13 protein-coding genes are annotated in these 15,329 nt (G+C 39.8%); 1 reads left to right on the top strand and 12 read right to left on the bottom strand.

Translation table 11 applies throughout. From position 1 onward, the window contains the following. Positions 1-22 precede the first annotated feature (22 nt). Entirely contained in the window at positions 23-1,006 is a 984-nt protein-coding gene (wzzB, locus tag GUC46_RS08880; protein WP_088903309.1) for an LPS O-antigen chain length determinant protein WzzB, read from the bottom strand. Between the two features lie 399 nt (positions 1,007-1,405). Between wzzB and GUC46_RS08875 the strand changes: the two genes are divergently transcribed. Further along, positions 1,406-2,410: an NAD-dependent epimerase gene (locus GUC46_RS08875; RefSeq protein ID WP_103798173.1), complete on the top strand. Its 1,005-nt coding sequence runs from the start codon at positions 1,406-1,408 to the stop codon at positions 2,408-2,410. Positions 2,411-2,468: 58 nt separating this feature from the next. On the opposite strand, the gene ugd is transcribed toward GUC46_RS08875, so the two are convergent. The 11 genes from ugd to GUC46_RS08820 all read right to left on the bottom strand — a co-directional run bounded on the left by ugd (position 2,469) and on the right by GUC46_RS08820 (position 15,208). Beyond that, positions 2,469-3,635, bottom strand: coding sequence for a UDP-glucose 6-dehydrogenase (gene ugd / locus GUC46_RS08870; RefSeq protein WP_003030115.1), 1,167 nt, complete (start codon positions 3,633-3,635; stop codon positions 2,469-2,471). 198 nt (positions 3,636-3,833) lie between these two features. Further along, positions 3,834-5,240: an NADP-dependent phosphogluconate dehydrogenase gene (gndA, locus tag GUC46_RS08865; RefSeq protein ID WP_044711288.1), complete on the bottom strand. Its 1,407-nt coding sequence runs from the start codon at positions 5,238-5,240 to the stop codon at positions 3,834-3,836. A 175-nt stretch (positions 5,241-5,415) separates the two neighbouring features. Then, a complete protein-coding gene (locus GUC46_RS08860; RefSeq protein WP_048232307.1) occupies positions 5,416-6,321 on the bottom strand; it encodes a hypothetical protein in 906 nt (301 codons plus the stop codon). Between the two features lie 2 nt (positions 6,322-6,323). Next, positions 6,324-7,223 (bottom strand): GNAT family N-acetyltransferase, encoded by a 900-nt coding sequence (locus GUC46_RS08855; protein ID WP_157676230.1) that lies wholly within the window; start codon positions 7,221-7,223, stop codon positions 6,324-6,326. Between the two features lie 87 nt (positions 7,224-7,310). After that, entirely contained in the window at positions 7,311-8,408 is a 1,098-nt protein-coding gene (locus GUC46_RS08850) for a glycosyltransferase (RefSeq protein ID WP_048232311.1), read from the bottom strand. Continuing rightward, positions 8,405-9,196: a glycosyltransferase family 2 protein gene (locus GUC46_RS08845; RefSeq protein ID WP_088903304.1), complete on the bottom strand. Its 792-nt coding sequence runs from the start codon at positions 9,194-9,196 to the stop codon at positions 8,405-8,407. Before GUC46_RS08845 ends, GUC46_RS08850 begins: the two co-directional genes overlap by 4 nt. A gap of 36 nt (positions 9,197-9,232) precedes the next feature. Further along, the gene (locus tag GUC46_RS08840) at positions 9,233-10,258 is read right to left on the bottom strand and encodes an EpsG family protein (protein ID WP_048232314.1); all 1,026 of its coding nucleotides are present in this window, start codon (positions 10,256-10,258) and stop codon (positions 9,233-9,235) included. Beyond that, positions 10,259-11,527 (bottom strand): lipopolysaccharide biosynthesis protein, encoded by a 1,269-nt coding sequence (locus GUC46_RS08835; RefSeq protein ID WP_160180119.1) that lies wholly within the window; start codon positions 11,525-11,527, stop codon positions 10,259-10,261. A gap of 174 nt (positions 11,528-11,701) precedes the next feature. After that, on the bottom strand, positions 11,702-12,718 hold the full coding sequence (locus GUC46_RS08830) for a glycosyltransferase (RefSeq protein WP_048232318.1): 1,017 nt from the start codon (positions 12,716-12,718) through the stop codon (positions 11,702-11,704). 363 nt (positions 12,719-13,081) lie between these two features. Then, positions 13,082-13,975 (bottom strand): GalU regulator GalF, encoded by an 894-nt coding sequence (gene galF, locus GUC46_RS08825; protein WP_130714527.1) that lies wholly within the window; start codon positions 13,973-13,975, stop codon positions 13,082-13,084. A 237-nt stretch (positions 13,976-14,212) separates the two neighbouring features. Then, positions 14,213-15,208 carry an SDR family oxidoreductase gene (locus GUC46_RS08820; RefSeq protein ID WP_049014367.1) on the bottom strand — a complete coding sequence of 332 codons (996 nt, stop codon included), beginning with the start codon at positions 15,206-15,208 and terminating at the stop codon, positions 14,213-14,215. Between the last annotated feature and the right edge of the window lie 121 nt (positions 15,209-15,329).

Here is a 15,329-nt window from a genome sequence, read left to right as displayed (position 1 = left end):
TTTTTTGTTGTCAGGTTCAGGTTTACTCTGCTTTTGCGTTGTAACCACGCAGAGCATTTCGCCCCAGCACCACGCCAGCCCCAATCATCCCGCCGAGCAGAACCGCCAGCACCAGGGTAATCGCTTTTTTCGGACTGTCACGACGAACCGGTAACGTTGGTTTCATCACGTAGCGGTAGGCGTGTAACTCAGCCCCATCAAGCTTAAGGCTTTTAATATCCAACAGTTTTTGTTTTGTCTGGAAATAATTGTCAGATAATATCAACGGACGCGTAGATTCGTGCTCAATCATGGACTTCAGGGCATCGCTACCCAACAGGAACATGCTGTCCTGCGTAACATCCTGAGTTTGCTGAATCTGCGGCTTGGTCACACCCGCCTGCACTGCATACCGCAGCGCTTCCTGGATTTGCTTGATTCGCAGATCTTTTTGCTCCTGAGCGACCACTTCCTGAGTTTTCAGAGAGTCTTGCAACGTAGTTGTTTGCAATTTGATGTTATCAACCAGGTCAAGTTCCAGCTCTTTGGCAACCTTTTCATCTGTTTGTTGAATGTATTTGGCGAGTTGACGCTGAGCGTCTTCTGGTGAGCCACCCACATAAGAAACCGCCAACGGTAATGGTTGCCCTTTTACAGACTGCTCAATCGATAGTTTTTCAGGCTTTTCCTGATTATCCAGCGTTTCCGCCAATGCAGAAAATGACGTACTAAAACGGCCAATCACGTTTGCCTGTAACTCAGTAACCTTAGGGGCGCTGACACCATACAACACGTTGAGGGCGTTGTTATATGTGGCTATCTGACCAACATCCGGTTGAGTGATAATTGCTGTAGAGGTCCATTTCTCCTTAGCAACTGCCAGATAGCCCACAGCAAGCACTATGGCAATAACAATCGCAATAACGATTGTTACTTTCCCGCGCCACAACTGTACTAGTAAATCAATCAGATCAATCTGTTCCGGATCATGACTGCTCCCGGACATGTTGTTATCACTTACAGACATAGAAACCCTAGATAAGGAAAGAATTAAACTGGGATTAGTTTAGCTATAAATTGAGGCAATGCCATAGGATTAATGATAAAAAAATCAAATTGTTTGAGGGATTTTGATTGGTATTTCAATCACTACTGAAAATCAATACGATTAAACAAAAGTGTAAATACTCAAAGAACACTTTCATGAGCAAAAAAACAGCAACAATCAGATTTCATGCCCGCCAATCGTTGCACTTTACAATTCATTTTAATGAATTCATGTCGTGAATACTTACCGTCTAACCAGTAAAGATGGTAAGCGTAAAAAATATAACAATTAGCTTTTTTACCATCTAACGGTATCATTCCACTTTTTAGTAGCGCCTGTTGGTGCTTGGCTATTATTTAGCCAAAAAGAGGAATAAACATGAAATACCTGGTTACGGGTGCCGCTGGTTTCATCGGCTTCCACGTTAGCAAACGCCTCCTTGAGGCTGGCCATCAAGTAGTCGGTATTGATAATCTGAACGATTACTACGACGTCAGCCTTAAGCAGGCTCGTCTGGCGTTACTGGTACATCCCGGTTTCCATTTTCATAAGATTGATTTAGCCGACCGGGAAGGCATGGCTTCGCTCTTCGCATCAGAGCATTTTGAACGCGTAATTCATCTCGCCGCCCAGGCTGGCGTACGTTATTCACTCGAAAACCCGCATGCCTATGCAGACTCAAATCTCACAGGCTTTCTGAACATACTGGAAGGGTGTCGCCATAATAAAATTCAGCATTTACTCTATGCCTCATCCAGTTCAGTTTACGGCCTGAATCGCAAAATGCCTTTCTCTACGGATGATTCCGTCGATCATCCCGTGTCGCTGTATGCAGCAACCAAAAAAGCCAACGAGCTGATGGCTCATACTTATTCCCACCTGTACGGATTGCCCACCACCGGGTTGCGTTTTTTCACCGTGTACGGCCCATGGGGTCGACCGGATATGGCGCTGTTCAAGTTCACCAAAGCGATGCTGGAAGGGAAAAGTATTGACGTCTATAACTACGGCAAAATGAAGCGTGACTTTACCTATATCGATGATATCGCAGAAGCGATCATTCGCCTGCAGGATGTCATTCCACACGCAGACACACAATGGACCGTTGAAACAGGCACGCCAGCAGCCAGCATTGCGCCCTATCGCGTCTACAATATCGGCAATAGTTCACCGGTTGAGCTAATGGACTATATCCAGGCTTTGGAAGATGCTCTGGGTATTGAAGCGAAGAAAAACATGCTACCACTACAGCCAGGTGATGTACTGGAAACCAGCGCAGACACTAAAGCACTGTATGAGGTAATTGGTTTTAAACCTGAAACCACGGTAAAAGATGGGGTGAAGAACTTTGTTGACTGGTATCGTAATTTCTACAAAGTTTAATTACTGACCTGATTAAAATAAAAAGGCCTTTTATAAGGCCTTTTTTATGGAGACGAGATTAATCACTACCAAACAAATCGCGGGTATAAACTTTATCGGCAACATCAGCTAATTCTGACGTCATGCGGTTAGAAATAATAATATCCGCTTCATTTTTGAACGCATTAAGATCACGCACAACTCGGGAATGGAAAAATTCATCCTCTTCCATGACCGGTTCATAGATAATAACGGGTACGCCCTTGGCTTTAATGCGCTTCATGATGCCCTGAATCGATGATGCCCGGAAATTATCGGAACCACTTTTCATGATCAAACGGTACACGCCGACCACCTTAGGCTTACGCGCAAGAATAGAATCTGCAATGAAGTCCTTACGCGTACGGTTAGCATCAACGATCGCGCCAATAATGTTATTCGGTACAGACGCGTAGTTAGCCAGCAACTGCTTAGTATCTTTCGGCAGACAGTAGCCGCCATAGCCGAATGACGGATTGTTGTAGTGATTACCGATACGCGGATCCAGGCACACACCTTCAATAATCTGCCGTGAGTTCAAGCCAAGACTTTCTGCATAGCTATCCAGCTCGTTAAAGTAGGCCACACGTAACGCCAGATAGGTGTTAGCGAACAACTTGATGGCTTCGGCTTCAGTCGAGTCGGTAAACAGCGTCGGAATGTCCTTTTTAACCGCTCCTTCCTGCAGCAGCGCCGCAAAACGCTCGGCTCGTTCGGAACGTTCACCAATAACGATACGGGACGGATGCAGGTTGTCGTATAGCGCACGACCTTCACGCAGGAATTCTGGCGAGAAGAATATATTGTCGATACCTAACTGTTCTTTAATCGAGTTCGTAAAGCCAACCGGAATCGTTGATTTAATTACCATCACCGCATTTGGGTTGATTTCGACCACATCGCGGATCACTGACTCGACGCTTGAGGTGTTAAAGTAGTTAGTTTTCGGATCGTAATCAGTCGGTGTCGCAATGATAACGTAGTCCGCGTCACGGTAAGCATCGTACTTATCGGTCGTTGCACGGAAATTCAGCTGTTTTGTCGCCAGATATTCTTCGATCTCCTTATCAACGATCGGCGATTTTTTCTGATTCAGCATCTCGACCTTCGTCGGAACGATATCAAGAGCGACCACTTCGTGGTGCTGGGCAATCAGAATACCGTTCGACAAACCTACATAACCTGTTCCTGAGATAGTTATCTTCATTCGCTGTGTAACTTCTTCCGGTTGAACATTTTAGGGTGAACACGCTGCCAACAACGTGGCGCATCGGCTCTGCATCGCGCCAGTATATCGTGATTTGCTACAACACCGGATATCGGACCTGACTGAATCCCATTTTTTGGCAATAAAAAAGCCCGGAGGAGCGCTCCGGGCCTGGATTCACAGTTTGACTAAATCAGATTAATCCAGCCATTCGGTGTGGAACACACCTTCTTTATCAGTACGTTTATACGTGTGCGCACCGAAGTAGTCACGCTGGGCCTGGATCAGGTTAGCCGGCAGTACCGCAGAGCGGTAGCTGTCGTAGTAGGCTACCGCTGCAGAGAAGGTCGGTACCGGAATACCGTTCTGCACAGCATAAGCCACTACATCACGCAGCGCTTGCTGATATTCGTCAGCGATATTTTTGAAATACGGGGCCAGCAGCAGGTTCGCGATGCCTTTGTTTTCAGCATAGGCGTCGGTGATTTTCTGCAGGAACTGCGCACGAATGATGCAGCCCGCGCGGAAGATCTTCGCGATTTCGCCGTAGTTCAGATCCCAGTTGTATTCGTCAGATGCGGCACGCAGTTGAGAGAAGCCCTGAGCATAAGAGACGATTTTGCCCAAATACAGCGCGCGACGGACCTTCTCAACAAACTCTGCTTTATCACCAGCCAGTTTAGCCTGCGGGCCAGACAGCACTTTAGATGCCGCAACGCGCTGGTCTTTCAGAGAAGAGATGTAGCGAGCGAATACGGATTCGGTGATCAGCGACAGCGGTTCGCCCAGATCCAGAGAGCTCTGGCTGGTCCATTTACCGGTGCCTTTGTTCGCCGCTTCGTCCAGGATCACATCAACAAGGTATTTACCCTCTTCGTCTTTCTTGGTGAAGATATCTTTGGTGATGTCGATCAGATAACTGCTCAACTCGCCTTCATTCCACTCGGTGAAAGTAGTTGCCAGCTCTTCGTTAGACAGGTTCAGACCGCCTTTCAGCAGAGAATAGGCTTCCGCAATCAGCTGCATATCGCCGTATTCAATCCCGTTGTGCACCATCTTCACATAGTGACCTGCGCCATCGGCACCGATATAGGTCACGCACGGTTCGCCATCTTCAGCAACAGCGGCGATTTTAGTCAGAATCGGCGCAACCAGTTCGTACGCTTCTTTCTGCCCGCCAGGCATAATAGACGGACCTTTCAAGGCCCCCTCCTCGCCGCCGGACACGCCGGTACCGATGAAGTTGAAGCCTTCAGCTGACAGTTCACGATTACGACGAATGGTGTCCTGGAAGAAAGTATTACCACCATCAATGATGATATCGCCTTTGTCCAGATAAGGCTTCAGGGAATCAATGGCAGCATCGGTGCCAGCACCCGCTTTCACCATTAACAGGATACGACGTGGGGTTTCAAGAGACTCGACGAACTCTTTCACCGCGTAATAAGGAACCAGTTTCTTACCCGGGTTCTCGGCAACAACTTCTTCAGTTTTCTCGCGGGAGCGGTTGAAGATAGAGACGGTATAACCACGGCTTTCGATGTTGAGCGCCAGGTTGCGCCCCATCACTGCCATACCGACGACGCCGATCTGTTGCTTGGACATTACATACTCCTGTCAGGTGTGGTCACCGCGCGACGTATGCGCGGCTTGAATGTGTTCTAGATGTTAACTCAGGTTAATGTCACTGAATAGAGATAGGTTCTCTTATGGTTCTTTTTGACTTAAAAATAATTATTGTTTGGCAGGTTGAATATCGCATATTTTCTACGACAAAAACTCAATTCCTGAACGGCAATCTAATTTTGAGCTTATAAGCTAATTTTCTAAATACGTTACTAAATCTGTATTTGACTATTTTCCCGTCAAAAACAATATATTCATCTTTTACTGATAGGGTATGAATTCCATTATTGTAAGGCGACAATGGAAGAATCTCCATATGCTCTTTTTCTTTATAATCACTTGGGTTAATATACAGTATTTTACTTACAACAAGACTACCGCCATATGTTTTAGAACAGTTTTGAGATACTCTGTATAGCTTATCATCAAAGCAAAGCATACCCCCTCCATTTCGCCCAACCCTACTGTTTTTTACAATAGGGGACATTTTATGCTCGACAAAATCATTTAGAAGTGAATCAGAGTAGAACAATCTTTGTTTGAAAGGCTCGTTTATAGTCGAAGTAAATAAATAATAGACGCCATTTACATTATGAATAAAGGAGTCAACATACATATCATCACACAATATCTTTCTAACAAATTCAAAACATTTTAATTCACTATTAAATTTATACAGATAAATGCCATTACGGTCTCCTTCTTCCGGGATACAATATAAACCGTCTTCGGCCTCAAATATATATGGAAAAGACTTATGGCCTAAGTTCTTATTTATCTCATCAAAAAAAGGATACTCATTCCCATTTAGATCTATACACTTTAGCTTCGCATTACCTGATATGTAGTTAAAATCTTCGTACGCAACATAATATACTTCAGAAATTTTAAATATGAATGGATCTGCTTCATAATCGCTTTTAACATTAATATCAAGCCATTTAACTTTCTGTTTTGATAGTTCTCCATCTAAAACAAGCGACAAGTCGCAAGATGCGATACCTATACGCCAAATATCTTGTCCGAATAACTTATAGAAAATTTTATTTAACAAACTCATAATCAATTATCACAAGCAGCAAATGAAATGTAACGACCGTCAGCACAAGGAGATTCAGAACTGAAATCTGTCATAAAGTAATTTATATTGGAGCCAATTCGTCTGTCATAAAAATACTGCTTATAATTATCATCCTCTTCTAGTCCACTGAAAGAAAAAATTCTTGGACAAATTTTTGAATTGAAAACTTTACCTTCAGAGCCAGGATTTACGATATAATGGATAACCCTATCGATAATACCTTTAAATTTTACAGAAACGATCACACCAACAAGTTTAAATTTATCGTAAATAAATTCAACATTATACTTTTTAACCGGATGATTTATATAGCGCCATGTTAAAAAATCCATGTCACTAGCAACTATTAAATTGCTACTGCTACAAAGTATATTAATTATATCTTGTTTTTCAGACGTTCTGACTTGTGCAACGTCTATAATGACTTTTCTTTTATTGCATAGCGATGGTTTAGATAAAAAAGAATTTATAATAGGCTGAAAATTCATTTTCGTCCTTTTCCATCCCGGTAGCGCATTACTATTTGGATGACCAATAAGACAAGCACTTTGCTCTTTCAAATACTCAATGCTTCGACGGATCAATTTCACAAAAAGGTTTTTATCACGATGGTGTGGATGAGTCAAAACATCAGTAGCATAGTAAGCATATTTTTCATTGCCATCCTGAATTAGCCTCACAGGAATCAAGAACATATTTGCAACAAGCTCATTGTCAATTTTGATATTTACGCTAATACCTTCTCCATGCGGATTGTTATGCAAGAGCCATGGCAAATACATCTCATTAAAAATCTTATTATCTGCAGCATAGTAACATTTATAAAAAACTTTAAGTTCAGTAATTAGTTTTAAGTCAACTTTTTCTAAAGCAATTATCATACCCCTCCTCCAATACATGAATTAAAAAATAAATAATGATAGAAACAGCCAAGCGATTATATTATTTACTCACATATATTTAAAAAATCAGCTTATGCCTTTAGTATTAATGTAGATAGACTCCCATTGCACCACTATATTATCAATGGAAAAATTCCGCTGTACTCTATCCCTATTCAGCGTACCAATGTGCAACAATTCTTCATTATTTAAATTTAAAATTGATTTTATTTTATGCATTAGTAAGTCAGATCGGGATGGCGGAACTAAGAAATTAGCATCACCAACTACCTCTTCCACCCCACCAACGTTTGTAGCAATAACAATCCTTTCACATGCCATTGCTTCAGCGAGTACAATTCCAAAACCTTCCCATACAGAACTCAAAACAAACAAATCGCATGCTGATAACCACTCTTCAATATTATTTTGTTTACCTAACCAAAAAATATTACTGTCAACTTTCAGGTTTATCGCTAATTCCTTCAAGCTAGAATTTAGTTCGCCATCACCTATTATTGCAAGATAAGTGGAACTTTTGCATTCAAGCGATGCAAAAGCATTGATTAAATTCGGGTAGTCTTTTGCCTCTGTCAGTCTCCCAACTGTCATAATCAAGCGAGCATCATCAGGAATATTCAGTAATTCCCTCATTACTCTACGGTTTTTACTACTATAACAAAACTTATGAGTATCCACTCCATTATAGATCGGTATCATTCGTCCAAGCTTAGAAGCTTTCTTAGCAATAAATTCATTGACTGCTTTTTCACTAACATTAGTAGATATCTCAGCCAATGAATCAGTAAGTCTGTATGCCAACATCCTTAAGGAGCCACCTTCATTATTGCTATGAGCGGTAGATATCAACTTTTTAAATGGTAACGTCAGACGAATTAATCGAGCAAAGATATTCGCATGAAACATGTGACTATGCACAACATCAGGGTTGAATTCCTTTATTATTTTACGAACACCCCAGTATGTTTTTATAATTGAAACTATTCCCTTGGTCATATTCATTTCAATGACGTTTACTTCTGAGGGAGTTTTCATTAACTTATCCCCAGTCAAGGAGATAATTAAAACTTCATGTTGATTATTTACTAGTTTTTCTGAAAGATCACTAACGATTTTTTCAGCGCCGCCAATACCCAGTCCAGTGATAATCTGAATAATTTTCATTTCAGCATCCCATAATATTTGCACTGAATATATCGCACGAGCATTTTTCCTTTTTTCAGCAAATCACTTTCACGATAAAATTGGTTTCGGTAATACTCAGAAAAGCCTCTATAATTATTTTTAAGGTGTTTTTTAAAATTCATGGTAAGACCATCATCAAGATAACCATAAAGATAGATAACCTTATTGATATAAAATCTCACACAGGCAAAATCTGTGATTTGCGTCCAAATTAAGCCTTCCGGTACAAATTTTTCACCAGCATGCAATGGAAATGGGATCTTCAGCATTAAATCTCTTTTGAAACAAAATGCCATTTCACCTTTTAGCAAATTTGAAGCATCAGTCGCATTAAGATACAAGGCATGATCAAGAGAATGATTATCGAATGCTATCCCTGATAAAGTTCCATTAAATTCGCTTTTTCGGAAGCCAACGCCAGAATACTCAATTCCTTCAGCCTCAGCTTCTTTAATACCTTTAAGTACCCATTCAATTGCATCATTAGTTAAGCAATCATCACTATCAACAATTAAAATATAATCACATCTTGAAAGTCTGCATCCATGATTAATAGCACTGGGTTTTCCTTGATTGACCTGAAAAGCAGTTACTATATCGAAATCGGAGTTTTTCTTGTATTCTTCAATTTTATCTGAAGTCGCATCACTACTCCCATCATCAATAATTATCCACTCAAAATTCTTATTGGTTTGCTGTTGTAGTGAATAATACAAATTATCAAGTGTGTTTGCTCTGTTGTATGCGGGTGTTAATACCGTAACCATTAATGATACCTATAAAAATTTCAAATTATTATCTATCTAAACCATATAGGTACTATAGATAAACCCACCGTCGAAATGAGTTAAGAAGACATTCAATCTAACAGCACAGTAGATAAATAATGCAACGAACAAAAGCACTTTATTTGCTATCTTTTCTTGTCTTGATATATAACTGACGGTCATTAGTATATAAAAGAATTTAATATATTCGCTTAACCTTGCCATAACAGGCAGCAAGTATGAAACAAGTAAAATACCAACTCCAAGAACCATTATTACCTGATAGATTTTCTTTTCTTTTTCATGTATTAACGTTCTTTGATTTGTTGAAAGGAAATATATAAAACAAGCAAACAAAAAATCGATTAGTAAAGAACCGCTAATAAAAGGTGGCTCACTCAAATATGCTTCAATATTACCATTATGAAGAATGGTTTGATTCAGATAAACGACAATTATCTTTATCCACCATAATGAAACTACACTAACTAGTAGAATTTTAATATAATGCCTTGAGTTTGTTTTATATAAAATAACACCAGCGATTGCTATTACAACTGTAACCTCGTGAAACATAGTGGCAAAAGTTAAAAATATAAGAGCCAGCAGATTTTTCCTTCTAAAGAAAAAATCTGCTGCAATCAATAGCAAACCTGCAGCTATCGACTGTCTAATCAAAACCATATCGAGCCAGATAAAACTAACTGCATAAAACATCATCAAGCATAAAGTTGGTTTATTCGAGTTTTTATAAAAATACCAACCTTGCATGAGTACTGCAGACATACCAGAAACAGCAATTAAAAGATTAAAGTCATCACAGAACAATTTAACAACATAGTTTAATCCAAAATAGCCAAGTCCATAAGAGTATATAGCATCAGGTATCGATTCAAAATACAACTTATACACATCGTAATCAGTTCCGCCAACGCTTCTAATACCAACAAAGATGACCATAGCGACTAGTGGAATTAAAAATATAAAGAAGTTTTTTCTACTACAGAATAGTTCCAGAAGTGAAAAAAAAACGACCAGTATAAATATAGCATTAACAATCATTTAATCAACCATTATTCCTTTTTTATGACCTTTACTTGATCTTCTCATCAAAACAAGATAATAAATAGAAGTCAATAAAACCATAACTAAATAGTTTAAATTATAAATGAGATAGACACTTTTCTGGCCCATAAGACCAAGCCAAATATAATACGAGGTACATGATAAAATCATCATAAAAGTCCATTTGAAGAGTATAAATCCGTTTTCTCTAAACCTATACATGATTTGCATCAGTACTAAATCAATGCCATAGAAAGTAATAGCTGGTAGTAACATCAACGCCATCTGTCCTGACATTTGAAACTTCATACCAAAGATCAGCAATATTAGTTTACTCAAGATTAATAAACAGCCTAATTGAATTACTGTTGAAACAGCAACAACTGTCCATATACACTTTTTCACATTAAGCTGTAATGTCATACGATCGACTGTCGCAAATAAATATCTCGGAGCTACAGACTGGACAATTATGCTTAAAAGTAAAAAAGCCTGCTCCAAAAACTGCACAGATACGCCATATATTGCAAGATAATCATAAGTTAAATAATGTTCGATAAAAAAACGATCAACCCTAAGATAAATCATCATAGTTACCAAAGGCACCCATAGCTTAATGCCTCTGAAGAATACTATTTTTAACACTGTTGCATTGAGGGTTATTTTTAGCTTTGAAATAAAAAAAAGGCCACCTAAAAATACAGCGAGGGCCAATGTTTCGGCACTTCGAGAGAAATATATATAGTAATTATTCGCTGTGTGAAATGCGAGCATCACACAGAACACACGGATAGCCAAAGCTACACAACGACAAATTACTGCTCTTTTTATTTTTATAATCGATTGTAAATAATTGGTAACGACACCAAATGGTTCATTTAACAGGAGAACAAATGACAAACAATATAATATTCGTTTTATTTCTTCGTCTGTAACGAAAAACACAGCATATGTCCATATAAAGATGAAAGCCAATAAGGCTCCTATCATCCTTATGAGAAAAGCAGCACTAATAAGCTCATTGACTATCTTTTTATGACGGCTCAATGCTGGAATTAGAACTTCACTACCAGCTACAAGAGCTACGGATGATACAACCACAACCCAATTTACTGAGTAAACCCATTTACCATAATCTGTAACACCAAGACTTCGGCTTATCATTGCCTCACTAAGAAAAACAAGAATAACGAAGTACATTTTCTCAATAATAAGCCATATGATATTTTTAAAAATATCTGAAGAAAAGAAAATACGCTTAAGCATAAACTAGCAACCTATTATTTGGATATAATAATCATTCTAATAATAGTATTGTTTTCATAAAAGCAGCTAAAGGATGTGGTTCTAAATAAAACCACAACAGAATTAAACTGTCAAAAGCACTCAACAATATATTACATGAAAATCATTAATACAGTAGACAGTAGATTGAATATATTAATTTAATATCAGCTTCTTATAATCATCAGCATATGAGTCAAAGACAAACTTCCCTTTTACCTCTCGTGACTTAAGTAAATAATCATCATAATTATCAAATATACTAATGATACTACGTTCAACATCTTGTTCGGTATTGTTAACAAGGAGACCATTGCCTTCTATTAACTCAGTACATCCACCAACGTTACTTAAGACAAGTGGGATTCCTGCAGTATGCGCTTCTAAACCTGACATCGGTAATCCTTCACTATCAGATACCAAAACAAACAAGTCATAATTAGAATAATTATTAAATCCTTTAACTTCTCCCACAAAATTGATATTAGAAATATCTTTGTTAGTTTCTTTTAGGGTCTTTAGGTATTCACCCCCACCTACTATATCCAACTTCATATCTGGATGCTTCGCTACTACATTAATAAGCAAATCAGGTCTTTTGGGGTAAGTAAGACGCCCCACAAAGATAATTCTCTTCTGACAATCATTACCTTCTTTTTCTTTCATCTGCACTACTGAATTTGTTAATGTCTTGATCTTACATTTGTTAATACCAATAATTCTTATAGCTTTATCTTCATCGCTTCTGGATACACACCAAATAACATCCGTTATGTATGATAGATACTTTTCTATTTTTATAAAGACAGATTTCAGCATCCCTCCATTGTATATACATGACCATCCATGTGATACATAGATACATTTAAACTTGGAAATTAACCTTGCCATTCTGGAGTAAATACCAGCATTTGCTGAACTGGCGATCATAACGTCAATATTTTCCTTTCTTATAAATTTAAGTAAGGAAATATATCCAGAGAAACTGAAATGTTTTTTAAGCTGAGGTAAAATCAAGACCTTCTCAAAGTTATTTTGTTCAGTTAACCAACCATCCTCTGAGGTTATCAAATAAACAGAACCTTCATTTTTTACTAATTTCATCATCTCATTTGTCCAAGTCTGAGCTCCACCGATTTCAGACTTGGTAACAATAAAAGCTATTTTTTTCATGTGTTATTTTAAATATCAAGGTTAGTTGATTATATAGTATCTGTATGTGGCTGAAATCTATTGCAGACTTTAATTATTTAACTTATTGCACGCTACCGCCCCTGGCTCACAAGCTACCAGAGTACTTCACACATTGCTCTTCGATGTTCGGCCCTCACACAGAACCTTTTAATAATTTTCTTACCAAATACAGCGCTACAGAGAAAGAATACTACATTCCGAAGAATATTTCCTAAGCTTACTCTTTTAAGTAAATTGTACAAAACAAAAACGGCAGCGCCTCCCCATATGCAACCAGACTAATATTCAGGGTGTTCACTACCGTTTGTTTAACAATTTATTATCAAGCAGATATTTGATGATCTATTCGCTTAACAATTTCTCAATACTCTTACGAAACTTCGGACCTTCTTTCAGGTTACGCAGCCCATACTTAACGAATGCCTGCATGTAGCCCATCTTTTTACCGCAGTCGTAGCTGTCACCCGTCATCAGCATGGCATCAACAGACTGTTTTTTAGCCAACTCTGCAATGGCATCAGTCAGCTGAATACGTCCCCAGGCACCTGGAACAGTTTTTTCCAGCTCTGCCCAGATATCAGCAGAAAGCACATAGCGTCCTACGGCCATCAGATCGGAATCCAGCGTTTGCGGCTGATCCGGTTTTTCGATGAACTCAACGATACGGCTGACTTTACCTTCGTTGTCCAAAGCCTCTTTGGTTTGAATAACAGAGTATTCAGACAGATCGCCCTCCATACGCTTAGCCAGCACCTGGCTGCGCCCGGTTTCATTAAAACGAGCAACCATAGCAGCGAGGTTGTAGCGCAACGGATCCGCACTTGCGGTATCCAGAATAACGTCAGGTAATACCACGACAAACGGGTTATCACCAATGATAGGGCGAGCACAAAGAATAGAGTGACCCAGACCCAGTAACTGAGCCTGACGGACGTTCATGATAGTCACGCCCGGAGGACAGATAGACTGCACCTCAGCTAATAACTGGCGCTTAACACGTTGCTCAAGCAACGATTCGAGTTCGTAAGAGGTGTCGAAGTGGTTCTCAACCGCGTTCTTAGACGCATGAGTTACCAGAACGATTTCTTTGATACCTGCAGCTACAATTTCGTCGACAATGTATTGAATCATCGGCTTGTCAACGATCGGCAGCATCTCTTTAGGGATTGCCTTCGTGGCTGGCAACATGTGCATCCCCAGGCCCGCTACCGGGATAACTGCTTTCAAATTAGTCATTCTCTCTCCTACCTCCAAACGGCTGATAAAGTATAGACTTTAGCCGTACGTTAGCCAGTATTGCTGGCTCCATCCTCAACACGATATAACCAGGTTGAGGTAAACCGAATGCAAACTCTACACTTCACCAGCGCCGAGGTGAACTCGGATTCCTCGGAAACAAACTCATCTCGTCAGTTTTATAGCATTCCCGAAAAATCGAAGTTAACTAAGCCCCAGACACTCTACAAACAACAATCACTCAGAGACAAACGTAATGTCATCTTTCTTATCGTGCAAAAATTCGTATTTTAAAGTGCGATCCAGTCCCTGAGATAATGTGTAAGGAGCAACAAAACCGGATGAGTGGACTTTCGTTGCATCAAACTGTGTGGTGGCACAGAACTTCTTCACGCGCACAGAGCTGACGGCATATTTTTTGCCGGTCACTTTACCCAAAATATCAAAGCAATAGCCACCTAACATGCCTAAAGCGTAAGGTAAGTGTGCTGAGGGGATTTTTTTACTTAAGCTCTGTTCAACTTCGGTAACCAGTTGATTCATATTGAGATCAGGTTTATCAACGTAATTATAAACCTCATAACCAGCAGTCACATTCTTCAGTTTATACTTGATAAACTCAACAATATTACCCACATAAGCCATTGATTTATAATTCGTACCCGCCCCAACCATCATAAACTTACCGCCAGCAATCTGTTTCAGCAGATTATAAACGTTACCGCGGTTGCGTTCGCCAAAGATAACCGTCGGGCGGATGATGGTCAGCGAACGTTCATCTGGAGCTTTAGCATGCCATTCACGCAGAACCTCTTCCGCTTGCCACTTGCTTTTACCATAGTGGTTGAAGGGATCGTGAGGATGATTTTCATTAGGGTTGGTTTTGTTCAGGCCATAGACCGCAACAGAACTGGTGAAAATGATGTTCTTAACATCATTTTTCTCCATAGCGGCCAATACATTGCGCGTCCCCTGAACATTCACATCATAGTAGAGTGAAGTAGGACTGACATCATCACGATGTTCTGCCGCCAGCAAAACGACCGTATCATAGCCTGAAAGCGCCTGATCCAGAACTTGTTGGTCGCGAACATCGCCGATTTGCGTGATTTGCGGATAGAAATGACTCTGCTGTTTATCCAGATTCTTGATATCAAAATCCGCAACAGCCGTCTCCAGGAGTCTGGTCCCCACGAATCCGGAGGCACCGATGAGCAAAACTTTATCGTTCATAAATCACTTTGTCTGTTCGTAACACAAGAAACATATGATAAAGATGAGCGTCTTCCCTGAGTAGTCAATGCTGCCCAGCCCCAGCTTTAACAGTAATCGGGTGATTATAATCTTTTAGCCA

The sequence above is a fragment of the Citrobacter sp. LUTT5 genome (assembly GCF_009905315.1).
In the GTDB taxonomy this organism is placed as follows: domain Bacteria; phylum Pseudomonadota; class Gammaproteobacteria; order Enterobacterales; family Enterobacteriaceae; genus Citrobacter; species Citrobacter freundii.
The sequence above is the reverse complement of the archived record's forward strand: the minus strand, read 5'-3'. Positions and strand labels throughout refer to the sequence as shown.